This is a genomic window from Providencia sp. PROV073 (assembly GCF_033688125.1).
Taxonomy (GTDB): Bacteria; Pseudomonadota; Gammaproteobacteria; order Enterobacterales; family Enterobacteriaceae; genus Providencia; species Providencia hangzhouensis.
In genome coordinates this window covers 4,066,056-4,090,699 of the sequence record NZ_CP096353.1, presented here as the reverse complement: position 1 = coordinate 4,090,699, position 24,644 = coordinate 4,066,056, and the positions used below count along the sequence as shown (strand labels likewise).

The following is a 24,644-nucleotide window of genomic DNA, read 5'->3' as shown; positions in this document are numbered from 1 at the left end:
TAGTAGTTATCCGGTGTAGTAATCAAGTGCAGTTATCTAACAGCTCTCAAAATTTCTCATCGATTTCTCTAGATTTTACAGGTATAATAAGAATATGGTGAACCCGTGCACTACAGGGTCCAGTTGCATAAAGCCCCGAATTTCGGGGTTTTTTGTTATTTGACAATCGAATTAACTGGGCTTTTATAGCCCTTTTTTTATGTCTGGGGGTGGGCTTGTCCACATTAGAACAGAAATTAACAGAGATGATCTCAGCACCTGTGGAGGCGCTAGGCTTTGAATTTGTAGGCTTAGAGTTTGTCCGTGGCCGTACATCAACACTGCGTGTCTTCATTGATAGTGAAGAAGGCATCACTGTTGATGATTGTGCTGATGTCAGCCATCAGGTCAGTGCAGTATTGGACGTTGAAGATCCAATCTCTGTCATTTATAACCTGGAAATATCGTCACCAGGGCTTGAACGTCCATTATTCACCATTGCGCATTATGAGCGTTTTATGGGGGAAGAGGTGGCATTGACTTTGCGTATAGCAATGCAGAACCGCCGTAAGTGGCAAGGAATTATTAAGGCCATAGACGGTGAAATGATTACGGTTACTGTAGATGGTAAGGATGAGGTGTTCGCCCTCGGCAACATCCAGAAAGCTAACTTGGTACCCCACTTTTAATAAAGTTCAATGAGGCAACTAGGATGAATAAAGAAATTCTGGCTGTTGTAGAAGCGGTTTCTAACGAAAAATCCCTCCCTCGTGAAAAAATCTTCGAGGCTCTGGAAACTGCATTAGCGACGGCGACTAAAAAGAAATACGAGCAAGAAATTGATGTTCGTGTGGAAATTGACCGTAAATCAGGTGATTTCGACACGTTCCGTCGTTGGTTAATTGTGGAAGAAGTCACAATGCCAACGCGTGAAATTACGTTGGAAGCGGCTCAGTATGAAGACCCAGCGCTCCAGCTTGGAGAGTACGTCGAAGATCAAATTGAATCTGTTGTATTCGACCGTATTACTACCCAAACAGCTAAACAAGTTATCGTACAGAAAGTGCGCGAAGCAGAACGTGCGATGGTTGTTGACCAATTCCGTGAGCAACAAGGTGAAATTATCACTGCTCAGGTGAAAAAAGTTAATCGTGAAAATATCACGTTAGATTTAGGCAATAACGCGGAAGCCGTTATTCTGCGTGAAGATATGTTGCCACGTGAAAACTTCCGTCCAGGTGACCGTATCCGCGGAGTCCTGTATGATGTTCGTCCTGAAGCACGCGGCGCGCAACTTTTTGTTACGCGTTCTCGCCCTGAAATGCTGATTGAATTATTCCGCATTGAAGTGCCAGAAATCGGCGAAGAAATTATTGAAATTAAAGCCGCTGCTCGTGACCCAGGCTCTCGTGCAAAAATCGCAGTTAAAACTAATGACAAGCGTATCGACCCAGTTGGTGCTTGTGTTGGTATGCGTGGTGCACGTGTTCAAGCCGTTTCTAGTGAATTAGGCGGCGAAAGAATTGATATTGTGTTATGGGATGATAACCCAGCTCAATTCGTTATTAATGCAATGGCTCCGGCTGATGTTGCATCTATCGTAGTCGATGAAGACAAATGTACGATGGATGTTGCCGTAGAAAGTAGTAATTTGGCACAAGCCATTGGACGTAACGGTCAAAACGTTCGTCTGGCAGCTCAGTTACTGAAAAAACACCGTGGTGATGACAAATGGGAATTAAATGTCATGACCGCAGAAGAGCTTAATGCAAAACATCAGGCAGAAGCACATGCTTCTATTGATACATTCACCAAGCATCTTGATATTGATGAAGAGTTTGCCACTGCACTTGTTGAAGAAGGCTTCTCGACGTTAGAAGAACTGGCTTACGTGCCTATTAATGAACTTCTGGAAATTGATGGTCTTGACGAAGAGACTGTTGAAGTTCTACGTGAAAGAGCGAAAGCGGCCCTCACCACAATAGAATTGGCTCAAAAAGAGAGCCTAGGTGATAATCAGCCAGCAGAAGATTTATTGAATCTTGAAGGTATGGATCGTACTCTTGCCTATAATTTGGCTACTCGTGGAATCTGTACACTGGAAGATCTTGCTGAGCAGGGCATCGACGACCTGATTGATATTGAAGGTCTGGATGATGAGAAAGCAGGTACGCTCATCATGGCCGCACGTAATATTTGCTGGTTCGGTAACGATGCGTAAACACTGTAGCAGGAAGGAACGGCATGACAGAAACTGTAAAAACATTGGCAACGGAAATTCAAACCACAGTTGATCGCCTGGTACAGCAATTTGCTGAAGCAGGGATCAAAAAAGGTGAGAATGACTCTGTTAGCCAGTCAGAAAAAGAAGCTTTACTGAGCCATTTAAACCGTGAACAAGGCGGGGTAGCGGGTCAGCCAAGCAAATTGACACTACAGCGCAAAACTCGTAGTACGCTGAGTGTCCCCGTCACCGGTGGCAAAAGCAAATCGGTAAATGTCGAAGTCCGCAAAAAACGCACTTATGTGAACCGTGATGCTGAAGAAGCAAAAGCGGAAGAGCAGGCGCAGCGTGAAGCGGAAGAGCAGGCACAGCGCGAAGCTGAAGAACTGGCACAACGTCAAGCAGAAGCAAAACGATTAGCAGAAGAAACAGCTAAACGTGAAGCGGAAGAAAAGGCAAAACGTGAAGCCGAAGAGAAAGCAAAACGTGAAGCAGCAGATAAAGCTACGCGCGAAGCAGCGGAAAGAGAAAAAGTGAAACCAAGCGAAAATCAACAAAAACCAGGCAAAGCTGTAGAAAGTAATGCCGACAAACAACGCCGTGAAGCTGAAGCTGCGGAGCTAAAACGTAAAGCTGAAGAAGAAACTCAGCGCAAAGTTGAAGCAGAAGCACGTCGCGTAGCTGAAGAAGCACGCAAAATGGCAGAAGAAAACGGTGAAAAGTGGACTGCTGAAACGAAAACTGAAGAAGACAGCGATTATCACACGACAACTTCAACGCACGCTCGTGCAGCTGAAGATGAAAGTGATGAGAAAGAAGAAGGCCGTCGTTCACGTAATCGTACTGCAAAAGCACCTCGCCAGAAGAAAGGTAATAAACTTTCTGAAAAAGCAGATCGCGAAGAAGAACGTGCCGCAGGCCGTTCGGGTCGCAGCAAAGGTAAGCAACGTAAAGGTAGTTCTTTACAACAAAGCTTTACTAAACCAGCAGTTGCGGTTAACCGTGATGTTGTGATTGGTGAAACAATCACTGTTGGTGAACTTGCTAATAAAATGGCAGTAAAAGGTTCTCAAGTCATCAAAACGATGATGAAGATGGGCGCAATGGCGACTATCAACCAAGTGATTGACCAAGAAACTGCACAGTTAGTTGCAGAAGAAATGGGTCACAAAGTTATTCTGCGTCGTGAAAACGAATTAGAAGAAGCGGTAATGAATGACCGTGATACAGGTTCTGCACTTCAAGAGCCACGTGCGCCAGTTGTGACCATTATGGGTCACGTTGACCATGGTAAAACCTCTCTACTTGACTACATTCGCTCAACGAAAGTGGCATCAGGTGAAGCGGGGGGTATTACTCAGCACATTGGTGCTTACCACGTACAAACTGATAAGGGTATGATTACCTTCTTAGATACCCCAGGTCACGCCGCGTTTACTTCAATGCGTGCTCGTGGTGCTCAGGCAACGGATATCGTTGTTCTGGTTGTTGCTGCAGACGATGGTGTTATGCCACAAACAATTGAAGCTATTCAGCATGCGAAAGCAGCGGGTGTACCAATTGTTGTTGCAGTAAACAAAATTGATAAACCAGAAGCTGACCCAGACCGCGTTAGAAATGAGCTGTCTCAGTACGGTGTTATTTCTGAAGACTGGGGTGGTGATACTCAGTTCATCAGTGTTTCTGCTAAGAAAGGTACCGGTATTGATGAGTTGCTCGATGCTATCTTGCTGCAAGCTGAAGTTTTAGAACTGAAAGCGGTATATGCAGGCATGGCAAGCGGTGTCGTTGTTGAGTCGTACTTAGACAAAGGTCGTGGCCCAGTTGCAACAATCTTAGTTCAAGAAGGTACACTGAACAAAGGCGATATCGTCCTGTGTGGTTTCGAATATGGCCGTATTCGTGCAATGCGTAACGAATTAGGTAAAGAAGTTCAGTCTGCAGGCCCTTCAATGCCTGTTGAGATCTTAGGCTTATCTAACGTGCCTTCAGCGGGTGATGAAGCTACCGTTGTACGTGACGAGAAAAAAGCACGTGAAGTTGCCCTGTATCGTCAAGGTAAATTCCGTGATGTTAAATTAGCTCGCCAGCAGAAATCTAAACTGGAAAACATGTTTGCTAACATGGAAGAAGGTAAAGTGTCTGAGCTGAACATTGTTCTGAAAACCGACGTACAAGGTACTTGTGAAGCAATTACCGACTCTCTAATGAAGCTGTCGACTGATGAAGTTAAAATTAAAATCATCGGTTCTGGTGTAGGTGGTATCACTGAAACTGACGCAACATTAGCTGCGGCATCGAATGCTATCATCTTAGGCTTCAACGTACGTGCAGATGCTTCTGCTCGTCGTGTGATTGAAAGTGAAAGTGTTGACTTACGCTACTACTCTGTTATCTATAGCTTAATTGATGAAATCAAACAAGCTATGAGCGGTATGTTAGCGCCTGAGTACAAACAGCAAATTATTGGACTTGCAGAAGTTCGTGATGTATTTAAATCACCGAAATTCGGCGCGGTTGCTGGTTGTATGGTCACTGAAGGCACCATCAAACGTAATAACCCAATCCGCGTATTACGTGATAACGTGGTTATTTATGAAGGTGAGCTAGAGTCACTACGTCGCTTTAAAGATGACGTCAATGAAGTTCGTAACGGTATGGAATGTGGTATCGGCGTTAAGAACTACAACGATGTTCGTGTAGGCGATATGATTGAAGTTTTCGAAATTATTGAAGTTAAACGTTCTATTGACGGTTAATTTTGTGAGTACCCACTAAATGTCGTGGTGAGAAAACAGTATGAATGAGGGGGCGCTTGCCCCCTTTATTGTCAGGAGATATAACGATGGCAAAAGAATTCAGTCGTGCACAACGCGTTGCGCAAGAGATGCAAAAAGAAATTGCGATCATCTTACAACGTGAGATCAAAGACCCACGTATTGGTATGGCTACCGTTTCAGGTGTCGAGTTATCTCGCGATCTCGCATACGGTAAAGTTTTTGTGACCTTTTTCAATATCGCTAATGATAAAAGCGAAGAAGAAATGGTTACAGATGGCATTAAAGCATTAAATGAAGCATCAGGCTTTATACGTTCATTAATTGGAAAAGCAATGCGTTTGCGTATTATTCCTGAGTTAACATTTGAATATGACAACTCTCTTGTTGACGGTATGCGGATGTCTAATTTAGTGTCAAATGTGATCCGCGATGATGAAAAACGTCGTGCGGATGTTAGTGATAAAGAGGAAAAATAATGGGGCGTCGTCGTAGCGGCCGTAATATTGACGGCGTAGTGCTGCTGGATAAACCCACGGACATTTCTTCAAATGATGCGCTGCAAAAAGTGCGGCGCTTTTTTAATGCCAATAAAGCCGGGCACACGGGGGCACTTGACCCTCTTGCAACAGGTATGTTGCCTGTTTGTCTCGGCGAAGCGACGAAATTTTCCCAGTTTTTACTCGATTCAGATAAACGTTATCGCGTGATTGCACGTCTTGGGCAACGCACTGATACGTCAGATTCACATGGCGAAATTATTAGTGAGCGTAACGTAGAGTTTACACAGCAGCAACTAGATGATGCTTTAGAATTTTTCCGTGGTGATACATTACAAGTTCCTTCAATGTATTCAGCGTTGAAACACCAAGGTCGTCCGTTGTATGAATATGCGCGTAAAGGGATTACAGTTGAGCGTGAAGCTCGCCCAATTACAGTGTATGAATTGCAGTTTATTCGTTTAGAAAATAATGAATTAGAACTGGAGATACACTGTTCTAAAGGAACCTATATTCGTACAATTATCGATGATTTAGGTGAGATGTTAGGCTGTGGTGCGCATGTGATTTACCTGCGTCGAGTGCAAGTGGCTAATTACCCTTATGAGCGGATGGTAACATTAGAACAATTAGCTGATTTACGGGCAAAAGTAGATGCGGGTGAAGGCTCTTTTGAGTCATTGCTCGACTCTCTATTGTTGCCAATGGATACGGCAGTCGTTCATTTTCCAGCTGTAAATATTACAGAAGAAACAGCGGCTTATTTTAAGCAGGGTCAACCTGTGCGAGCCGCAGTCCAAGGCCTTGAAGAAGGTTGTATGGTCCGAGTCACTTGTGGCGCAGAGCAGCGGTTTATCGGTATTGCTCTGGTGAGTGAAGATGGCCGTATAGCACCGAAGCGTTTGGTTGTGGAAAATGAACAGTCCGTGTAGTGGCGCTTATTGCTTTGCTGCCTTAAGCAGCGTAGAATAGCGGCGCTTAATCTTGAGATGCTAAATTAGAGATTGGCTCTCATCACTTACATTAATCATTTTGGAGTTTATTATGTCTCTAAGTAATGAAGCGAAAGCTAAAATCGTTGCTGAGTTCGGCCGCGGTGAAAATGACACTGGTTCAAGCGAAGTTCAAATCGCTCTGCTGACAGCACAAATCAACCACCTGCAAAGTCACTTTGCAGAGCACAAAAAAGATCACCACAGCCGTCGTGGTCTGCTGCGTATGGTTGCTCAGCGTCGTCGCTTACAAGCTTACTTGAAAGGTAAAGATATCGCGCGTTACACTGCTCTTATCGAGCGTTTAGGTCTGCGCCGCTAATCTTACTCTAGATAATTTGAGTTGCAGCTAGGCGACAAATGAGTGAGTTACTAGGTACATACATGAGTATGTGGCTAGTACGAGTGAATGTAGTCAACAACGTTGCAACTTGAAGTATGACGAGTAGAGTCAGTTTCAGAGAAAAGGGGCCAGAGGCCCCTTTTCTTCTAAAAGTTATTTTGAAAGTTGAAGTAATACTCGAATTATACTTAACTTAAATGCTAAGCTATAAATCGTAGTGAGTTGTTTTTATTAATGCCTCTTCGCTACATCCGATTCGCGCGGCTAATGAGAGAATTGATCACTAGAACATCAGTATTCTCATTAGTCGCGAGGCTGTAGTAGGAAGAGTAAACCAATGCTCCCTGAGAATCTCAGGTAGCCTTACAAAAAGGGTAATATAGTGTTAAATCCTATTGTTCGTAAATTCCAATACGGTCAACATACTGTTTCGATTGAAACCGGTATGATCGCACGCCAAGCATCTGCTGCTGTTATGGTTAACATGGATGACACTGCAGTATTCGTGACTGCAGTTGCACAGAAAAAAGTGAAAGAAGGTCAAGATTTCTTCCCTTTAACTGTTAACTATCAAGAACGTACATATGCAGCGGGCCGCATCCCTGGAAGTTTCTTCCGTCGTGAAGGTCGTCCTGGTGAAGGCGAAACGTTAATCGCACGTCTGATTGACCGTCCTCTACGCCCTCTGTTCCCAGAAGGTTTTTATAACGAAATTCAAATCATTGCGACCGTTGTATCTGTTAACCCACAAGTTAACCCAGATATCGTTGCGATGATTGGTGCATCAGCGGTATTAGCGCTGTCAGGCGTTCCATTCAATGGCCCAATCGGTGCTGCACGTGTTGGTTTTATCAATGACCAATATGTTCTGAACCCTACAGCAGACGAACTGAAAAACAGCCGTTTGGATTTAGTGGTTGCAGGTACTGATAACGCGGTATTAATGGTTGAATCTGAAGCTGATTTGTTAAGCGAAGAGCAAATGTTAGGTGCAGTGGTATTTGGCCACGATCAACAACAAGTTGTTATTCAGAATATCAATGAATTAGTGAAAGAAGCTGGTAAAGAGAAATGGGATTGGCAGCCAGAGCCAGTTAACCAAGCTCTTCATGACCGTGTTGCACAATTAGCTGAAAGCCGTATGGGCGATGCTTATCGCATCACTGAGAAACAAGAGCGCTACGCGCAGGTTGACTTAATCAAAGAAGAAGTCACTGCAGTATTAGTTGCTGAAGACGAAAACGTTGATGTTTCTGAAGTTGCAGATATTTTAGCAAGCTTAGAAAAACAAGTTGTTCGTAGCCGTGTTATCCGTGGTGAGCCACGTATCGATGGCCGCGAAAAAGATATGGTTCGTGCACTGGACGTTCGTACGGGGGTTCTGCCACGTACTCACGGTTCTGCGTTGTTTACTCGTGGTGAAACTCAAGCACTGGTAACTGCAACTTTAGGTACAGAGCGTGATGCACAGGTTATCGACCAATTAATGGGCGAATATACTGACCGTTTCTTATTCCATTACAACTTCCCTCCATACTCTGTCGGTGAAACTGGCATGGTGGGTTCACCAAAACGTCGTGAAATCGGTCACGGCCGTTTAGCGAAACGCGGTGTGTTAGCTGTGATGCCTGACCACGCAGATTTCCCATACACTGTACGTGTTGTGTCTGAAATCACTGAATCCAATGGTTCATCATCAATGGCATCAGTTTGCGGTGCGTCATTAGCACTGATGGATGCTGGTGTGCCAATTAAAGCCGCTGTTGCAGGTATTGCAATGGGTCTGGTAAAAGAAGGCGAAGATTTCGTTGTTCTGTCTGATATCTTAGGTGACGAAGACCACTTAGGTGATATGGACTTTAAAGTGGCTGGTAGCCGTGAAGGTATCAGTGCACTGCAAATGGACATCAAAATTGAAGGGATCACGCGTGAAATCATGCAAGTTGCCTTAAACCAAGCGAAAGGTGCGCGTTTGCACATTCTTGGTACGATGGAACAAGCAATCAATGGTCCACGTGAAGAAATCTCTGAATTTGCTCCACGTATTTACACTATCCGCATCAATCCAGACAAAATCAAAGATGTCATCGGTAAAGGTGGTTCTGTGATCCGTGCGTTAACGGAAGAAACAGGCACGACTATCGAGATCGAAGATGACGGTACTGTGAAAATTGCAGCAACTGATGGTATTAAAGCGAAAGAAGCAATTCGTCGTATTGAAGATATCACAGCAGAAGTTGAAGTTGGCCGCATTTACCCAGGTAAAGTAACCCGTATTGTCGACTTTGGTGCATTTGTTGCGATTGGCGGCGGTAAAGAAGGTCTGGTTCATATTTCTCAAATCGCGGACAAACGTGTTGAGAAAGTGACTGATTACCTACAAATGGGTCAAGAAGTTCCTGTTAAGGTATTGGAAATCGACCGTCAGGGCCGTATCCGTCTTAGCATGAAAGAAGCGGTAGCAACTGAAGAAGCAAGTGCACAACCGCAGGACTCAGCAGAGTAAGCTGACTTAACAGCGCTCTATTAAGTTAGGGCGCTATCAGCCTAAATTTGCTGAAACCATCATTTGTAAAGCGTGGTAATGTAAGGGCGGAGTATGTTGAACAGTATCTGTCTTCGGGTGAGAGATTATCGCACGTTACCGCGTGTGCTCTTGGCGCTTATCTTTTTTGTTATTATTGGATGTAGTAGCAAAGATTGGCGAAAGAACGAGGTATTTGCCGTTCCACTTCAACCTTCATTGCAACAAGAAGTGATACTGGCTCGTATGGAACAAATCCTTGCGAGTCGGTCTTTAACCGATGATGAATACGCACAGCTTTTATATGAGCGCGGTGTGTTGTATGATAGTCTCGGTTTAAGGGCGCTGGCACGTAATGATTTTTCAACTGCGTTAGCCATTCGTCCTGATATTCCTGAAGTTTTTAATTTTTTAGGGATATATTTTACGCAGGCAGGCAATTATGATGCTGCCTATGAAGCGTTTGATTCTGTTTTAGAGCTTGATCCAACTTACAATTTCGCGCGAATGAATCGTGGCATCGCATTATATTACGGTGAACGGTACAAACTAGCGCAGGATGATCTGCTGGCGTATTATCAGATAGATCCAAATGATCCTTTTCGTACTCTGTGGCTTTACCTCGTAGAGAAAGACATAGACCCGCGTATGGCGCAAGATAATCTTGCTGCCCGCTACAACCAAGCGGAGAAAGGGCAATGGGGCTGGAATATCGTAGAATTCTATCTTGGCAATATCAATGAAAATACATTGATGGAGCGTTTGAAAGAAACATCTACGGATAACACTTCGCTCGCTGAGCATCTCAGTGAAACTAACTTCTATTTAGGTAAGCATTACCTAAGTCTGGGGGATAAGGATAGCGCAGTTGCGTTATTCAAACTGACGGTAGCTAACAACGCTCACAGCTTTGTTGAACACCGCTATGCATTGTTGGAATTGGCGCTGTTAGGCCAAGAACAAGACGACCTTTTAGAATCGGGCCAGCAATAGCTGACGAACATTTCATGATAAATTTTTAAGTCATCATCCCTCGGGGTGACGGCCTATTTGTTCGTTTAATAAACACAATTTGAGCCAGTTCACATTTTAAATGAAAATGACCGAAATGATTTTCGCATGGTTATGTAAACTGGCTGCCATTATGTATGAGGCACCTTTACATGACTACTGAGACCGATATTTCTTTTGCTGAGTTAGGTTTATCAGCATCTATTTTGACAGCACTAAATGACCTGGGATATGAAAAACCATCACCAATCCAACAGCAATGTATTCCATTGTTAATGGATGGCAACGATGTATTAGGTATGGCACAAACAGGTAGCGGTAAAACTGCTGCATTTAGTTTGCCATTACTGCATAACATCGACCCAGATTTAAAAGCTCCGCAAATTTTAGTACTTGCTCCAACTCGTGAGTTGGCTGTTCAGGTAGCGGAAGCAATGAGTGATTTCTCTAAACATATGAACCGCGTTAACGTTGTTGCCCTGTATGGTGGTCAACGTTATGACGTACAATTACGTGCACTGCGCCAAGGACCACAAATTGTTGTGGGTACACCAGGCCGCCTTCTTGATCACTTAAAACGTGGCACGTTAGATCTTTCTAAATTAAAAGGCTTAGTCTTAGACGAAGCTGATGAAATGCTGCGTATGGGCTTCATTGAAGATGTTGAAAACATCATGAGCCAAATTCCAGCTGAGCACCAAACTGCGCTGTTCTCTGCAACAATGCCTGAGCCAATTCGTCGTATTACACGTCGTTTTATGAAAGACCCGAAAGAAATTCGTATTCAGGCTAGCATTACAACCCGTCCAGACATTGCTCAGAGCTATTGGACAGTGTACGGTATGCGTAAAAATGAAGCGTTAGTGCGTTTCTTAGAAGCAGAAGACTTTGATGCAGCAATTATTTTCGTGCGTACCAAAAATGCAACATTAGAAGTGGCTGAAGCGTTAGAACGCAATGGCTACAACAGTGCTGCACTAAATGGTGACATGAACCAAGCACTGCGTGAGCAAACTTTAGAGCGCTTAAAAGATGGTCGTTTAGATATCTTGATTGCAACTGACGTTGCAGCGCGTGGTTTGGACGTTGAGCGTATTAGTTTAGTTGTTAACTATGACATCCCAATGGATGCCGAGTCTTACGTTCACCGTATTGGCCGTACAGGCCGTGCGGGTCGTGCGGGCCGTGCGTTACTGTTTGTTGAGAACCGTGAACGCCGTCTGCTACGTAACGTTGAACGTACGATGAAACTGACTATTCCTGAAGTTGAATTACCAGATGCAGATCTGCTGAGCCAACGTCGTCAGGCGAAATTTGCTGAGAAAATTCAACAGCAATTAGAAAGCAGCGATTTAGACCAATATCGTTCACTGTTAGCAAAAATGTCTCCATCAGAAGATGTAGATATGGAAACTTTAGCCGCAGCATTACTGAAAATGGCACAAGGTGAACGTGCTCTGATCCTGCCACCAGATGCGCCACGTCGTCCACGTCGTGAATTTAATGATCGCGATGATCGCCGTGGTGATCGCCGCAACAGCAACGGCAATGGTTTTGACCGTGCAGAACGTGGTGAGCGTGGCGGACGTCGTGAGCGTCGTGATGTCGGTGATATGGAAATGTACCGTATTGAAGTTGGCCGTGATGATGGTGTGGAAGTTCGTCACATTGTTGGTGCGATTGCTAACGAAGCGGATATCAGCAGCCGTTATATCGGTAATATCAAATTGTACGGAACGCACTCGACAATTGAATTACCAAAAGGCATGCCAACTGACGTGTTAACTCATTTAAGTCGCGCACGCATTTTGAATAAACCAACTCAAATGCAGCTGATCGGTGATGCACAACCGTTCGAACGTCGCGGCGGTGGTGAGCGTCGTGGTGGTGGTCGTCGTGATGGCGGCAGCGAAGGTGGCTTTGGTGCAGGTCGTCGTAATGACCGTGGCGGTGAGCGCGGTGGCGAACGTCGTAGCGGTGGTGAGCGTCGTGGCGGTGGTAACCGTGACCGTGGTAACTCTGCTCCACGTCAAGATGGTACTAATGCAGCACCTCGTCGTCGTAGCAGCAGCCATAACGCGTAATTGCTAGGTTTTAGGGAAGTTATTCCCTAATAAAATGAAAACCCGCACTTCTTGGAAATGCGGGTTTTTTGCTAGCCATTTTTACCTAAGTATGTAGTAGCGATAAAGCGTTTTTTCTAAATCTTGTGCTGTACTGATAAAAAGTAGGATAACAACGTTATTTGTTTGCATATCAAATTCATATAAACAACGATATTGGCTAGTTATATCGATTCGCTCCCGAATTAGTAGACCATTATCGGCTAACATTTGATTTGGGCGATAACGCTTTGGATCTTCTGATATTGCTCTAACGGATGATAAAAGTAGCTCATCAACAAACGCGGCTGCTTGAACACTGCTCATAAAATTGATTTTAAAGGATTCTACATCCTGTAGTGACCATAATGCAGTTTCTGCGAGGGTGACCGTATAGGGTTGTTCCATCACAATTTCCTTTCATTATTTTCTTGCTGCACGTAATTTTTCTAGCGCTTCTTCTGGTGATAAGGTTCTCTTATTTTTAACATCATCTTTTGCTGCCATCACCAATTTTAGCAGTGCATTTGCTTGGCGCTCTCTTTCCCTTTCTTTTAGCTCTATTTCACGTTCTTCACTTGTTTGGATAAACAGCTCAGATTGCCCATTTTTTGTTACAAAAACGCCGCCCTTAAAGAGCTCAGGGTTACCAAGGCCTTCACGTGCTGCTTTTTGCGACATTGTATTAGACATATTTTGTTCCTATAAATAGTGAACACACAACCCAGAATAACGTATTGTGTATTTTTTGAACTTATATTTCTGATTATAGAAAAAATCAGTTAGATGTACAAATTTATTATTAATTTATACACCAAGTTTGTGCGTAGGAAGTTGAAGCGCGACTCAAACTAACCCCAATGCCTCTTTTAGTGGCTTGAGATAACGGCGGCTGACAGGTATATGTTCACCGGAGCTGAGTACCAACTCGGCTTGTCCACCGTCGCCAAACAGAATTTCATTTAACTGAGTCATGTTGACCAAATATTGGCGATGGCAGCGCACTAAAGGTGTACGAGTTTCTAATGTGCGTAATGTGAGCTCAGTAAAGCCTTCTTGCCCTTGTGTGCTCATCACATACACGCCACTCATACGTGAGGTGGCGTATAGCACTTCATCAAGCTTCATCAAATAGATGCGGCTATGGCCAGTACAAGGGATAAATTTGAGCGGCTCATTGTTGCTGAGCAGTTCAAGGTTCTGTTTTTGCTTACCTTGACGTAGGCGGTTTAAGGTTTTTTTTAATCGCTCTGTTTCAAGGGGCTTTAACAAGTAATCAAATGCATGCTCTTCAAAAGCTTGGATGGCAAATTCATTAAAAGCGGTAAGAAAGACGATATAGGGGCGGTCTTCTGGATCTAACATACGTACCATTTCAAGGCCAGTTAGGCGCGGCATTTGAATATCAAGAAAAACCACATCAGGCTTTTTTTTGTGAATGACCCCAATCGCTTCAATCGCATTGGCGCATTCACCGATAATTTCAATATCATCGTGTTCTTCAAGTAGGCAACGCACATTTTCCCGTGCAAGAGGTTCGTCATCAACAATCAATACATTCATAGAGGTAATTTAATCATTATTATGTTGTAGCCAAATAAGGCAGGCGAATTTTCATTCGAGTGAATTTTTCTGGCTCATGTTCTACGCTGATACCATATTGTTCACCATATTTTAAACGTAAGCGTTTATCGACTAGCCCCATTCCTAAGCCATCGGACTTTTTAGTGGGCTTGTATAGCCCCGCGTTATCTTCTATTTCGATGTAGACATGTTCACTGCCGATATAACTACGTATTGTAATATATCCTGTTTCTAATAACTGTGAGGTGCCGTGTTTAATTGCATTTTCAACCAGTGGCTGCAGGGTAAATGCTGGAAGTTCAACCTGTTTGACTTCATCTGGGATCTCAATATGAATTTGTAAGCTTTCTTGAAAGCGGGCTTTTTCTATCTGCAAATAGGCGTTGATATGTTCAATTTCTTCACCAAGCGTGGCATTTTGTTCAGGCCGTTTTAAATTATTGCGGAAAAATGTCGAAATATATTGCACAAGCTGGCCTGCTTGCTGGCTATCTTTGCGGATCACGGCTTGCAGCGTATTGAGTACATTAAACAAAAAGTGGGGGTTCACTTGCGCATGAAGTAGTTTAACTTCGGATTGTAACAGTGATTGTTTATTGCGCTCATATTGGCCCGCTAAAATTTGTGCAGAAAATAAGCTAGCGATCCCTTCACCTAGGGTCCGGTTTATGGAACTAAACAGGCTATTTTTCGCTTCATACAGTTTTATTGTGCCAATGACCTTTTCGTTTTCCCCGCGTAATGGGATCACTAATGCAGAACCGAGTTTACAGGTGGGGCTTAATGAACACTTGTAAGGCGTTTCATTGCCATCGGCATATACAACTTCATTATTCTCAATAGCTTGCCTTGACTGACTCGACGAAATCGGTGTTCCCGGGCGATGGTGATCAGCGCCAATACCAATAAATGCGAGTATTTTTTCACGATCAGTGATGGCGACGGCGCCAATTTCTAGTTCTTGATAAATAATCTTGGCAACTTTCATACTGTTATCAGCATTAAAGCCTTTACGCAGAATTCCTTCAGTGGTTAAGGCGATTTTTAGCGCCTGAGCAGAGAATGCAGTTGTGTATTTTTCAACAATAGCGCGGCGGTCGAGTAAAATACGAATAAACATAGCTGCGCCAATCGTATTTGCGATGACCATAGGTGCAGCGATATTTTTAACAAGTTCGAGGGCTTCATCGAAAGGTTTTGCCAACAATAAAATAATTAGCATTTGTATGATTTCAGCAATAAAAGTGACACAGCTGGCAATCATAGGATTAAAAATTTTATTAATTTCGCCACGTTTCATAAAGTAACGATGAACTAACCCGCCAATCAACCCTTCAACAATCGTTGAAACCATACAGGCAAATGCACTCATACCACCCAATGAATAACGATGCAACCCACCAGTAAAACCAACGGCAAAGCCGACAGCGGGACCGCCTAATAGGCCCCCAAGCACGGCACCAATGGCGCGAGTATTGGCAATAGAATCATTGATATGCAAACCAAAATAAGTACCGATAATGCAAAATACTGAGAAAATCAGGTAGCACATCACCTTGTGAGGTAAGCGAATAGTGACTTTAAGTAATGGGGTAACCAGCGGGGTACGACTAAGGACCCATGCGATCACTAAGTAGACGCACATTTGCTGGAGGAGGAGTAATATTAAGTCAAATTCGTACATGCTCGTCATGTTTCACATTCTGGGGGTGTTGACTACGTTCAGCTCCTTGGGTCACATACTTGTGTATGCTCCCCAAGCTATCTTCTCTTGTCGCCTACCCACAATGTGAACTATTTAGAGCATGATACGTTGTGGGATTTTTATTTTGTGGCGGAATTATTTATTCTTGCTATCTATTATTAGTCTTTATTCGGCTTGAAATTATATCGTAAGTCACTGGTTAAGTAATCGACATTTGAGAAAAGTACACTCATCAATATTTGACATAAGGCTGAAACCGCTTCAATATTAGTCAATGACCTACCTTTTCGTGATCTTGCGCACGAATTTATTAACGCTGTATTTAACTTTCTTGTCATACTCTAGGGATGGTAGTTTCCCCCGTTATTATTTAAGGTTCACATAAATAATGAAAAAAAGAACAATAGCACTGATTTTGCTGATGCTTATCTTAATAGCAGCAGCGGCACTTTTTCATTCCCATAACCAATATTTATTGTTACAGGGGGAAGTCGATGCACCTGAAGTTATCGTAACCTCGAAAGCAAAAGGGCGGGTGATTGAGCGCCATATTGAGCGTGGTGATGATGTAAAACAAGGGCAACTTCTCTTAACATTAGAAAGCCCTGAGCTACAGGCGCAGTATGCAGCATCAAAAGCGGCAAGAGACCAAGCAAAGGCGCAGCTAGAACTCTCTATTAATGGTACTCGCGAAGAAACTATTCGTGATCTTAAAGCCACCTTGGCACAAGCCAACTCTCAATATCAAAATGCCTCTCGTGAATATGCCCGTTTAAGTAATTTAAAAAACAAAGGGTATGTTTCAGCGAATGAGTTAGATAACGCACGTAAGGCCAAAGAAGTGGCATTTTCGCAAGTCCAGGGGGCAAAAGCACGGTTAGAAGAAGGCTTACATGGTGACCGTATTGAATTACGTCAGCAATATGAGGCGGCGCTTGACCAAGCAGAACAAAAATTGGCTGAATTGCAAGTTCAGGTGGATGATTTGCAAGTTAAAGCCCCGGTTGATGGGGAAGTAGGACCTATCCCCGCTGAAATTGGCGAATTATTTAATGCAGGAAGCCCTTTGGTTTCATTAATACGCCTGCCGCAAGCTTATTTTGTCTATAACTTGCGTGAAGATATTTTAGTTGATGTGAAAAAAGGCGATAAAGTACAGCTGGATATCCCAGCGTTGGGTAATAAGGTGGTTGAAGCTGAAATTCGTTATATTGCACCAAAAGGTGACTATGCTACTAAGCGAGCAACACGTGCAACGGGTGACTTCGATTTAAAAACATTTGAAATTCGCTTATATCCTGTAGAGCCGATCGAAGGGTTAAGGCCTGGCATGAGTGTGTTATGGCACTGGGATAAGTAAAAGGTGTTGCCATGAAATTTAAGTTCGCTTGGCACGGTTTTGAGCACGCCTTTAGCCGTGAAACCCAAATGGCTATTCGTAGCCCTGTTTTTCATTGGTTAAGTTGGCTGTTTCCATTAATGCTGTTTACGTTAGTTAGCGCTAACTTTTCAGAGGGGACATTAATGGATTTACCCGTTTCTGTGGTGGATGACAACCATAGCCCCGTGTCTCGGCAAATTATTCGTGACCTTAACGCAGGCCCGCACGCTGATGTAAAAACGATTGATGATAATTTGAGTACGTCATTAAAAAGACTCGGTAGTTCAAAAGATTACGCGTTATTGTATATTCCTCATAACTTTGAAGAAGATGTTTTACGGGGGCGTCAGCCAGAGCTGCGGATGTATTATAATGCGCTCTTTTATGCATCAGGCAGTTATGCGATTCAAGATTTTAGTGGGCTAGTGGCAGAGCTGAATGCGAAGTATCGCCAAGAAATGGCTAAGTCCATGGGAAAGGCATTGCCGCCATTAGCTCAAGTCACACTTTCTTATGACAGTTTGTTCAATCCGAGCGGTAGTTATATTTATTATCAACAGTTTGCTGCAACTATTCATATGCTACAGCTATTTGTTGTTACCGCAACAATCTACACCATGTCACGAGGTTCTACCTTACAAAGTGTTAAACCGTTTGTCATGGCGTTACTTGGGAAGTTAGCTCCTTACACCTTATTTTTCAGTATATTGCTCGCCGTAGAGATTGCGGCGCTAGTCACTATTTTTGATGCTAAAGTGGTAGGGAACCCGTTATATATGATTGTATTAGGGTTTTTCTATGTGATAGCAGCGCAAAGTATCGGTTTATTGCTGTTTAGTTTTACCTCAAGTGCCATCATGGCGTATAGCTTGATAGGGATGCTGGTGAGTATCGCCTTAGCCTTTTCGGGTATGGCTGTGCCTGAGCTATCAATGATATTGCCTGCACAGATTATTTCTAATATTGAACCACTTACACATACATTGAATGCTATGTTTGATATTTTCTTGCGGGAGATTTCTTTTACTCGCATCGTTCAAGTGTGTCTATTTTTATTGATTTACCCATTCGTGATTGGCTTTTTAATCCGTAAGCGACTAGTAAAACGGTTAGAAAACCAAGGAGGGGTTGTCTAATGGCTATCTATTTTGCAACCTTTCGTAAAGTGCTGCTGGGGATGTTGGAAAAACCGATGTGGCTGTTATTATTGGTTTCTCTGTGCGTTATGAGCTTAGTTTATGCCAAGCCTGTTCTTTGGGACTTACCTGTTGCAGTGATTGATATGGACCACAGCACAGCAAGTCGTGAGTTAATCCGCGATCTTGATGCGACGCCGAAGGTGCAATTGCAGAGTTATGATAACCTTGCTCAAGCTCGTCAGGATATGATTGCGAGAAAGTTATTTGCGATAATTATCATTCCAACAGATTTTCAACAACACTTATTGAGTGGTAAAAATATCACTGTGCCAGTGTATGGTGATGGCACTAACCGGCTAGCGAGTGGGCAAATTCAGCAAGAGTTATCAATAGCTTACCAAACACTGCTCAATGCCTATAACACCCAGTTACTCACTAAAGCAGGCTATAGCCAAGAGCAAGCTAAAGTGATTATTACCCCTATTCGCAGTGAAACTGAGCCATTGTATAACCCAGGGATCAGCTTCGCAGCGATCGTTTTCCCTGGCCTATTGGTGATGTTATTACAGCACTCCCTATTGATTGCCTGTGTGCGAGTCAGTATCGCGGTCCGTTCTACGCCGAAAGGAAAACCGCCATTAGCCGTTTATTTAGGGGCGCTATCTGCTTTAATTCCGATTTGGTTATTTTTATCTACCGTATTTTTTGCCCTTTGGCCGTGGGTATTGGGTTACCGGCAAGAAGCGCCATTGTATGTGATTTGGATGTTCACGTTCCCATTCCTCTTGGCTGTTCTGGGGCTTGGCAAGTTAGTGACGGAATGTTTGCGCAGTGTCGAAATGATTTATTTAACTTTGGCATTTATTACGACCCCTGTGTTTTATATGTCAGGTACGATTTGGCCACTGCAAGCGATGCCTGATTGGGTTCGTATGATTGCATCAGCACTACCATCAACATGGGCCACAAACGCCATGGCAGGTCTTAACCAAATGGGACTACCGTTTAGCGATGTCCTGATGGATATCGTGATGATGCTGATTTTAGGGGTTATTTATACGGTCATTGGGGTATTTATTGGTATGCTCCGAGATGGCGAACTGCGTCATATTAGCCATATGTTTAACCGCTGGCGCAGGCATCGGCATTAATATTTAATCGTGTTTATGGTCTATTAGAAAAGGCGGCCTAAAGAAATAATGACTAATTAATCGACAAATGCTAAACTCAACCACAATGTAGTCACAATGTAGCTACGTTTGATATGTGTGGGGGGATGATATGTCAACACTATTGAAAACAACAGATGTTCGTAGTCGAATTGATGAACAATTAAAAGCGGAAGCCACGAGTGTATTACAAGATTGTGGTTTGACTATTAGCGCAGCTATTCGTTTGTTTTTAGAGCAAGTAGTTCAAGAGCAAAGAGTTCCCTTTGAAATCAAACGTAAGCAACCTTCGCTGAAAACTACACTAGCGTTGAAAGAAGCTAAAGCTATTGAGCAGCACTACGATTCAATTAACGAAATGATGGTGGAGTTAAGCAAAGTTGACTCAGAAGCCAAGTAATAAGCGAGCTAAGCAACCAAGGCAGGTTGCTTATACACCAACGGTTAAGAAGTCATGGGAACGATATAACCGAGCGGGCCGTAGGGATATGAACGCGGCTGTTCTCGTTATGGAAATACTGTTTTCTCAAAAAATAATACCAAAAGAATATCTTGACCATGAATTAGAAGGTCATGAATGGCAAGGAGCTAGGGAGCTTCATATTGGTGGTGATTTCTTACTGGTTTATCGCTTGTCAGATAAAAGTAATTTAATCACTTTCGTTGATATTGGTTCGCACAGTGAATTATTTGGTTAAGGTAATGAGCTATAGTTCGAGCTCATTACCTATTGTATATCAAGGTACTAGCGACAACCCTGCAATTTGTCGCCAATAACCATTACAGTTTTGGTTTACGATATTCAGCGGAATATCCCCATTTTCATTGGCTTTAAACTGTTTGATTATCTCAAGGGATTCTATACTTTCAGGGGAAATGCGCACAATATCTACAAGACCATGCATTGAATGCAGGTCATTGCCAAGGTTATAGCAAGCGCCGCTGAGCGTTTGAATGCCATTTAATGTAAACACCTGTTGGTGTTCTTGGGAAAGTACTTTGCGCCCTTGTGGGTAGTTTATACAGCAAGTTTCACACTCGTCTTTTTGCTTATTTTCAGAGCGCGCAGTAAAGCAGCGTGCGGAAAAGGCAAGTGGTAAGTGACCGTAGCTCATCACTTCAACATCAAATTTGCCACGAATACCGATATCATCACATTGGTGAAGTAAATTGACTAGCCAATCACGAGAAAGCTCTACAGGCATACACCAGCGCACCATGCCTTGGCGTAAGAGAATATTTAAGGTTTGTGCGTTATAGCAATTCAAACCGTGGCCTGCGACAAAAGGAAGTCCTCTCTCGGCTAACATGTTGACCACACCAAAATCATGGGCTTCAACGAGAAACTCGCCATTATCAACTAATTTGCTGATCTCTTTAAGTTCTGAAGGTGCTTGAAGGAGAGCAAGGGTGCTCAGCACAATCTGTTTACCACTTTTCGTGAGTTGTTGTGCGAGTTCTATCCAATCATTGGGCTTCATTTCTCGACGTTTACTGCACACTGTCTCACCGAGATAGATAATATCGGCGTCACTTTGTATGGCGTATTGATAAAAATCTTCCAGCGTTTGCTTTGGCCAGTAATAAAGAATAGATCCTAACGAGTACTGCATGATATTTACCTTTTAAATTACTGCCATTTACGATGATAGGCACCCAATGTAGTTTGGCTTCCTTCAGAAAGCCCACCTAATGCTTTTAGCCATTTAGGGTCGGTGACAAAGTTATTCGGGTTGGATTTGTAACGGTCGATGGCTTGGCGCCAAATACGGGTCACTTCAGTCACATAAGCTGGGCTGCGCTGGCGGCCTTCAATTTTGACAGAGGCAATATTCGCTGCCATTAATTCAGGTAATAATTCAATGGTGTTGAGGCTGGTGGGCTCTTCAAGGACATGATATTTCTGTTCATCGACAAGATAACGTCCTTTACATAGTGTTGGGTAACCGGCATTTTCATCTTTTTGGTAACGGTCTATCAACACATTATTAAGGCGTGATTCCATTCCTTCCTCAGTTTGTTGCCAACGAACAAAACGGGCTGGAGAGCAGGCTCCTACGGTATTTGGCGACTCACCCGTGAGATAAGAAGACAGATAGCAGCGGCCTTCAGCCATGATGCATAAACTACCAAAAGCAAACACTTCAAGCGGTACAGGGCTATTTTTGGCTAATTGTTTCACTTGGTGAATAGATAGCACGCGCGGCAGGACGACACGATGGACTTGAAAATTACGTTCATAGAAGCGTATGGCTTCAGTATTGGTCGCAGAGGCTTGAACAGAAACATGCCTTTCAATATGCGGGTATTTATTTGCCGCGTACTCTAACATTGCGATATCGGCTAAGATCAAGGCATCGGCACCGAGATCTGCAGCAAGATCGACGGAGTTTTGCCAACGTTCGTAACCATTAGGGTGCGCAAATGTATTAATCGCAATATGTAATTTTCGTTTACGGTTATGAATATAGCGCTCAGCTTCGTGCAGTTTTTTTTCAGTAAAATTGAGTCCTGCGAAATGGCGCGCATTGGTATCATTTTTTAATCCAATATAAACGGCATCAGCACCGTTATCGACAGCCGCTTTTAACGCGGGCAAATTCCCTGCTGGGCAGAGTAATTCCATTGTCCTATCCCTGTATAAAATTTAATAGCTGCCATTCTAGTCAACAGAACTGTTATAGATTTTGATTTAGAGCAGAGAAATTGTTAATGGATATCAGTATTCGTTAATTAAGGTTGTTAGGGAAATAAGGGGACTGGTGGGTAATAAAGAAACTGTATCAAATAGTAGAGAATAAGTTTATTAAATAGGGAAAACAAATCATTTTTGACTAAATTTTGAACGTTAATTGGATAGTATCGGTAATTAGAGATAGTTTTTTATCAATGGGAAGTGAGAAATAAATATTGGCGGGATGGGCAAAAATTGATATAGGATCAAACCAATAATGTCATTTTTTGGCAAGATAACTTATCGTGAGTCAAATGTTAGGTTAATGACTTCAATAAATGGGGTTATTAGCGTTGAAAATTTAATCATCTAAATATGCAATATGTTACCCTAAATAATTCGAGCTGCTACTGCGGTTAAGTAGTTACACGAAAACGGGCAGACAATTACTACGGGAGTCAGTACTGTGTTAGGTAAAATTCGTTCTCAACTCATCACAAAAGGCCCTTCATTTTTGAAACTGCCTTTAAAAGTGACCCCATTCGCATTACAGCGTCAGGTTCTCGAGCAGTTGCTAAGTTGGCAATTTCGCGAATCAGTAAAAGAAGGGGAACTTGATTTTCTCGAAGACAAATGGCTAAAAGTTGAAGTTCGTGACTTAGCATTAGTCTGGTTTATCAGTTTGCAAGATGGTCAATTGTCTGTAAAACAGCATGCAGAGGCTGATGTTAGTGTGAGTGGTAATGCGAATGATCTGGTACTGATCGCCGCGCGTAAAGAAGACCCCGATACGCTCTTTTTCCAACGTAGATTGGTGATTGAAGGGGATACTGAGCTCGGACTTTATGTGAAGAATTTAATGGACGCTTTCGAACTCGAAAACATGCCAGCACCGCTGCGTTTTGCTCTATTACAATTAGCCGATGTGATTAAAACCGTGAATGAAGCTGAGGACGCAGAGCCTAAATCGCCTGCGTTAACTTCATGCTAATTCGAGTTGAAATCCCTGTCGATGCAATGGGTATTGATAAATTATTGCGTGAAACATTTCCAACTGAAGCGGAAGCTAACCTTGTTCAACATTTGCGTGAGGATGGTTTGTTAACTCTCGGGGTTGTGGCAACAAATGATGATGGTGAAGTGATTGGCTATGTTGGCTTCACACCCGTTGATGTTAACGACGAAGACGTACAATGGGTAGGTCTTGCGCCATTAGCGGTAAGTAAAGCGCATCAAGGCCAAGGGATCGCAGAAAAACTGGTCTATGAAGGGTTAGATAGCCTTAATGAGTTTGGTTATGGTGCTGTCGTTGTACTGGGAGATGAACGCTACTATTCGCGTTTTGGTTTTGAACCGGCTTCAAGCCACGGCGTAAGCTGCCAATGGCCTGAACAACAGGCTCATTTTTTGGTTTGTGGCTTAGAAAATGGCGAAATCGGGGAACACCAAGGTTTGGTGACTTACTCTTCACACTTCAATAATTTATAGTTAGCTAAGTAGTCAGTTAAATCATCAGGCTGGTCAATGACCAGCCTTTCTTTTATCTTTTTATTCAGTTGCTTAACTTGATATTCTATTTTTGACGCGGCTGAGCGAGAACCAATAAAACAAGAAAATACCAGTTCTAGTGGCATTTTTCCTTTCAATGCTTTTGCCCCTGTTCCTGCCTTATGTTGCTCAAAACGACGTTGTACATCGGTGGTGATACCACAATACAAGGCATTATTTTTCTCTCTTACTAAGTAAAGATACCAATCACTTTGTTTTGATTGTTTTTTTTCTAGGGTTGTTTTTATCATTCTGTGCTGATTTATAAGAAGAAAACATTAGGTTAACAACGAATATATTCGTTAAGTAAGATATTTATAACATATTAAAATTTAAATAAAAAATGATATAAAACTGTCACAAAGTTGTAACCTCAACCTAAGTTGGCATTCAAATTATTTGAATAACTATAGCAAAATTAGCTAATTTTCTTTTCAAAATAAAGCGCATAATATGATCCATATCACAGAGGGACAGTAAAAATCCCAACTAAAAATCAATTTTACAAGAAGGTATATACAATGAAAAAATCAACATTATTAGCTGCTGCTTTAACTTTAGGTGCTGTTTCATTTGGTTCAATGGCGGCTGAAGAAGTTCAACATACTAATCAGCCTGCAGCTGGTTATGTCTCAGTAACGGGTGCTGTGAGTGTAAATGACCTGACCGCACAATTAGCCAAAAAAGCTGATGAAGCTGGCGCAACTTCATTCCGTGTGATTTCTGCTGGCGGTGAGAATAGCATGAGTGGTACTGCAGCTATTTATAAGTAATTTTATTCGTCATAATTCACGTCACAGCGTTGTTGGCTACGTTTACTCGCACTAGTCACATACTTATGTATGCTCCTAGCGTCTCGTTCACTTGCCGCCTAGCTGTACCACGAATTATTTAGAATAAATACTCGAATTTAGTTGGCGTATAAGTCTAAAAACATTTAGGTTAATATTTCAGCTAGTTAGAGTATAGTAATAGCGAATTTTATGCCTACG

At 42.8% G+C, this 24,644-nt stretch carries 24 protein-coding genes; 17 read left to right on the top strand and 7 right to left on the bottom strand.

The annotated features are described in order from the left end of the window. Positions 1–215: 215 nt before the first annotated feature. From rimP to M1F17_RS18690, 9 genes are all read left to right on the top strand, one after another. Complete coding sequence (gene rimP, locus M1F17_RS18730) at positions 216–668, top strand: ribosome maturation factor RimP (protein WP_036958775.1); 453 nt, start codon at positions 216–218, stop codon at positions 666–668. Between the two features lie 23 nt (positions 669–691). Further along, entirely contained in the window at positions 692–2,200 is a 1,509-nt protein-coding gene (gene nusA, locus M1F17_RS18725; RefSeq protein ID WP_004905898.1) for a transcription termination factor NusA, read from the top strand. Positions 2,201–2,223: 23 nt separating this feature from the next. Next, entirely contained in the window at positions 2,224–4,962 is a 2,739-nt protein-coding gene (infB, locus tag M1F17_RS18720; RefSeq protein WP_094961650.1) for a translation initiation factor IF-2, read from the top strand. Between the two features lie 86 nt (positions 4,963–5,048). After that, on the top strand, positions 5,049–5,459 hold the full coding sequence (gene rbfA / locus M1F17_RS18715) for a 30S ribosome-binding factor RbfA (protein WP_144139685.1): 411 nt from the start codon (positions 5,049–5,051) through the stop codon (positions 5,457–5,459). Then, entirely contained in the window at positions 5,459–6,412 is a 954-nt protein-coding gene (gene truB / locus M1F17_RS18710) for a tRNA pseudouridine(55) synthase TruB (RefSeq protein WP_144139682.1), read from the top strand. The genes rbfA and truB overlap by 1 nt, the downstream gene beginning before the upstream one ends. A 112-nt stretch (positions 6,413–6,524) precedes the next feature. Beyond that, complete coding sequence (gene rpsO / locus M1F17_RS18705; RefSeq protein WP_004905890.1) at positions 6,525–6,794, top strand: 30S ribosomal protein S15; 270 nt, start codon at positions 6,525–6,527, stop codon at positions 6,792–6,794. Positions 6,795–7,197: 403 nt separating this feature from the next. Further along, positions 7,198–9,321, top strand: coding sequence for a polyribonucleotide nucleotidyltransferase (pnp, locus tag M1F17_RS18700; protein WP_094961648.1), 2,124 nt, complete (start codon positions 7,198–7,200; stop codon positions 9,319–9,321). Between the two features lie 93 nt (positions 9,322–9,414). Beyond that, a complete protein-coding gene (gene nlpI, locus M1F17_RS18695; RefSeq protein ID WP_226617020.1) occupies positions 9,415–10,332 on the top strand; it encodes a lipoprotein NlpI in 918 nt (305 codons plus the stop codon). Positions 10,333–10,502: 170 nt separating this feature from the next. Next, positions 10,503–12,434 (top strand): DEAD/DEAH family ATP-dependent RNA helicase, encoded by a 1,932-nt coding sequence (locus tag M1F17_RS18690; protein ID WP_004905887.1) that lies wholly within the window; start codon positions 10,503–10,505, stop codon positions 12,432–12,434. 81 nt (positions 12,435–12,515) lie between these two features. On the opposite strand, the gene M1F17_RS18685 is transcribed toward M1F17_RS18690, so the two are convergent. The 4 genes from M1F17_RS18685 to M1F17_RS18670 form a co-directional block, all read right to left on the bottom strand. Further along, entirely contained in the window at positions 12,516–12,860 is a 345-nt protein-coding gene (locus M1F17_RS18685) for a type II toxin-antitoxin system RelE/ParE family toxin (RefSeq protein ID WP_164456148.1), read from the bottom strand. 15 nt (positions 12,861–12,875) lie between these two features. Next, complete coding sequence (locus M1F17_RS18680; protein WP_094961647.1) at positions 12,876–13,145, bottom strand: hypothetical protein; 270 nt, start codon at positions 13,143–13,145, stop codon at positions 12,876–12,878. 153 nt (positions 13,146–13,298) lie between these two features. Continuing rightward, entirely contained in the window at positions 13,299–14,015 is a 717-nt protein-coding gene (btsR, locus tag M1F17_RS18675; RefSeq protein WP_004905884.1) for a two-component system response regulator BtsR, read from the bottom strand. Positions 14,016–14,034: 19 nt separating this feature from the next. Continuing rightward, positions 14,035–15,720 (bottom strand): sensor histidine kinase, encoded by a 1,686-nt coding sequence (locus tag M1F17_RS18670; protein ID WP_094961673.1) that lies wholly within the window; start codon positions 15,718–15,720, stop codon positions 14,035–14,037. A gap of 409 nt (positions 15,721–16,129) precedes the next feature. Here M1F17_RS18670 and M1F17_RS18665 point away from each other — a divergent pair, with 409 nt between their 5' ends. From M1F17_RS18665 to M1F17_RS18645, 5 genes are all read left to right on the top strand, one after another. Beyond that, the gene (locus tag M1F17_RS18665) at positions 16,130–17,101 is read left to right on the top strand and encodes an HlyD family secretion protein (protein ID WP_094961646.1); all 972 of its coding nucleotides are present in this window, start codon (positions 16,130–16,132) and stop codon (positions 17,099–17,101) included. Positions 17,102–17,112: 11 nt separating this feature from the next. After that, positions 17,113–18,258 (top strand): ABC transporter permease, encoded by a 1,146-nt coding sequence (locus tag M1F17_RS18660; protein WP_004905879.1) that lies wholly within the window; start codon positions 17,113–17,115, stop codon positions 18,256–18,258. After that, positions 18,258–19,412 (top strand): ABC transporter permease, encoded by a 1,155-nt coding sequence (locus M1F17_RS18655; RefSeq protein ID WP_206277227.1) that lies wholly within the window; start codon positions 18,258–18,260, stop codon positions 19,410–19,412. The genes M1F17_RS18660 and M1F17_RS18655 overlap by 1 nt, the downstream gene beginning before the upstream one ends. Positions 19,413–19,542: 130 nt before the next feature. After that, complete coding sequence (locus M1F17_RS18650) at positions 19,543–19,830, top strand: type II toxin-antitoxin system RelB/DinJ family antitoxin (protein ID WP_004905876.1); 288 nt, start codon at positions 19,543–19,545, stop codon at positions 19,828–19,830. Continuing rightward, a complete protein-coding gene (locus M1F17_RS18645; protein WP_206277228.1) occupies positions 19,811–20,128 on the top strand; it encodes a type II toxin-antitoxin system YafQ family toxin in 318 nt (105 codons plus the stop codon). The genes M1F17_RS18650 and M1F17_RS18645 overlap by 20 nt, the downstream gene beginning before the upstream one ends. Positions 20,129–20,167: 39 nt before the next feature. Here M1F17_RS18645 and M1F17_RS18640 read toward each other — a convergent pair whose 3' ends face one another. Next, positions 20,168–21,043, bottom strand: a complete 876-nt coding sequence (locus tag M1F17_RS18640; protein ID WP_318837111.1) for a U32 family peptidase — start codon at positions 21,041–21,043, stop codon at positions 20,168–20,170. 17 nt (positions 21,044–21,060) lie between these two features. Continuing rightward, complete coding sequence (ubiU, locus tag M1F17_RS18635) at positions 21,061–22,056, bottom strand: ubiquinone anaerobic biosynthesis protein UbiU (RefSeq protein WP_094961644.1); 996 nt, start codon at positions 22,054–22,056, stop codon at positions 21,061–21,063. Positions 22,057–22,570: 514 nt separating this feature from the next. On the opposite strand from ubiU, the gene ubiT reads away from it, so the two are divergent. Continuing rightward, on the top strand, positions 22,571–23,095 hold the full coding sequence (ubiT, locus tag M1F17_RS18630; protein WP_094961643.1) for a ubiquinone anaerobic biosynthesis accessory factor UbiT: 525 nt from the start codon (positions 22,571–22,573) through the stop codon (positions 23,093–23,095). Continuing rightward, positions 23,089–23,592 carry a GNAT family N-acetyltransferase gene (locus M1F17_RS18625; protein ID WP_004905865.1) on the top strand — a complete coding sequence of 168 codons (504 nt, stop codon included), beginning with the start codon at positions 23,089–23,091 and terminating at the stop codon, positions 23,590–23,592. The genes ubiT and M1F17_RS18625 overlap by 7 nt, the downstream gene beginning before the upstream one ends. On the opposite strand, the gene M1F17_RS18620 is transcribed toward M1F17_RS18625, so the two are convergent. Then, on the bottom strand, positions 23,565–23,903 hold the full coding sequence (locus tag M1F17_RS18620) for a GIY-YIG nuclease family protein (RefSeq protein ID WP_004905864.1): 339 nt from the start codon (positions 23,901–23,903) through the stop codon (positions 23,565–23,567). The genes M1F17_RS18625 and M1F17_RS18620 overlap by 28 nt on opposite strands. A 270-nt stretch (positions 23,904–24,173) precedes the next feature. Here M1F17_RS18620 and bhsA point away from each other — a divergent pair, with 270 nt between their 5' ends. Continuing rightward, complete coding sequence (bhsA, locus tag M1F17_RS18615) at positions 24,174–24,425, top strand: multiple stress resistance protein BhsA (RefSeq protein ID WP_004905862.1); 252 nt, start codon at positions 24,174–24,176, stop codon at positions 24,423–24,425. Positions 24,426–24,644 lie beyond the last annotated feature (219 nt).

What these genes read in the sequence shown, in the direction of transcription:
- nusA (WP_004905898.1), top strand. Translation starts at nt 692, where the DNA reads ATGAATAAAGAAATTCTGGCTGTTGTAGAAGCGGTTTCTAACGAAAAA.
- infB (WP_094961650.1), top strand. Translation starts at nt 2,224, where the DNA reads ATGACAGAAACTGTAAAAACATTGGCAACGGAAATTCAAACCACAGTT.
- rbfA (WP_144139685.1), top strand. Translation starts at nt 5,049, where the DNA reads ATGGCAAAAGAATTCAGTCGTGCACAACGCGTTGCGCAAGAGATGCAA.
- truB (WP_144139682.1), top strand. Translation starts at nt 5,459, where the DNA reads ATGGGGCGTCGTCGTAGCGGCCGTAATATTGACGGCGTAGTGCTGCTG.
- rpsO (WP_004905890.1), top strand. Translation starts at nt 6,525, where the DNA reads ATGTCTCTAAGTAATGAAGCGAAAGCTAAAATCGTTGCTGAGTTCGGC.
- nlpI (WP_226617020.1), top strand. Translation starts at nt 9,415, where the DNA reads ATGTTGAACAGTATCTGTCTTCGGGTGAGAGATTATCGCACGTTACCG.
- M1F17_RS18690 (WP_004905887.1), top strand. Translation starts at nt 10,503, where the DNA reads ATGACTACTGAGACCGATATTTCTTTTGCTGAGTTAGGTTTATCAGCA.
- M1F17_RS18685 (WP_164456148.1), bottom strand. Translation starts at nt 12,860, where the DNA reads ATGGAACAACCCTATACGGTCACCCTCGCAGAAACTGCATTATGGTCA.
- M1F17_RS18680 (WP_094961647.1), bottom strand. Translation starts at nt 13,145, where the DNA reads ATGTCTAATACAATGTCGCAAAAAGCAGCACGTGAAGGCCTTGGTAAC.
- btsR (WP_004905884.1), bottom strand. Translation starts at nt 14,015, where the DNA reads ATGAATGTATTGATTGTTGATGACGAACCTCTTGCACGGGAAAATGTG.
- M1F17_RS18670 (WP_094961673.1), bottom strand. Translation starts at nt 15,720, where the DNA reads ATGTACGAATTTGACTTAATATTACTCCTCCTCCAGCAAATGTGCGTC.
- M1F17_RS18665 (WP_094961646.1), top strand. Translation starts at nt 16,130, where the DNA reads ATGAAAAAAAGAACAATAGCACTGATTTTGCTGATGCTTATCTTAATA.
- M1F17_RS18660 (WP_004905879.1), top strand. Translation starts at nt 17,113, where the DNA reads ATGAAATTTAAGTTCGCTTGGCACGGTTTTGAGCACGCCTTTAGCCGT.
- M1F17_RS18655 (WP_206277227.1), top strand. Translation starts at nt 18,258, where the DNA reads ATGGCTATCTATTTTGCAACCTTTCGTAAAGTGCTGCTGGGGATGTTG.
- M1F17_RS18650 (WP_004905876.1), top strand. Translation starts at nt 19,543, where the DNA reads ATGTCAACACTATTGAAAACAACAGATGTTCGTAGTCGAATTGATGAA.
- M1F17_RS18640 (WP_318837111.1), bottom strand. Translation starts at nt 21,043, where the DNA reads ATGCAGTACTCGTTAGGATCTATTCTTTATTACTGGCCAAAGCAAACG.
- ubiU (WP_094961644.1), bottom strand. Translation starts at nt 22,056, where the DNA reads ATGGAATTACTCTGCCCAGCAGGGAATTTGCCCGCGTTAAAAGCGGCT.
- M1F17_RS18625 (WP_004905865.1), top strand. Translation starts at nt 23,089, where the DNA reads ATGCTAATTCGAGTTGAAATCCCTGTCGATGCAATGGGTATTGATAAA.
- M1F17_RS18620 (WP_004905864.1), bottom strand. Translation starts at nt 23,903, where the DNA reads ATGATAAAAACAACCCTAGAAAAAAAACAATCAAAACAAAGTGATTGG.
- bhsA (WP_004905862.1), top strand. Translation starts at nt 24,174, where the DNA reads ATGAAAAAATCAACATTATTAGCTGCTGCTTTAACTTTAGGTGCTGTT.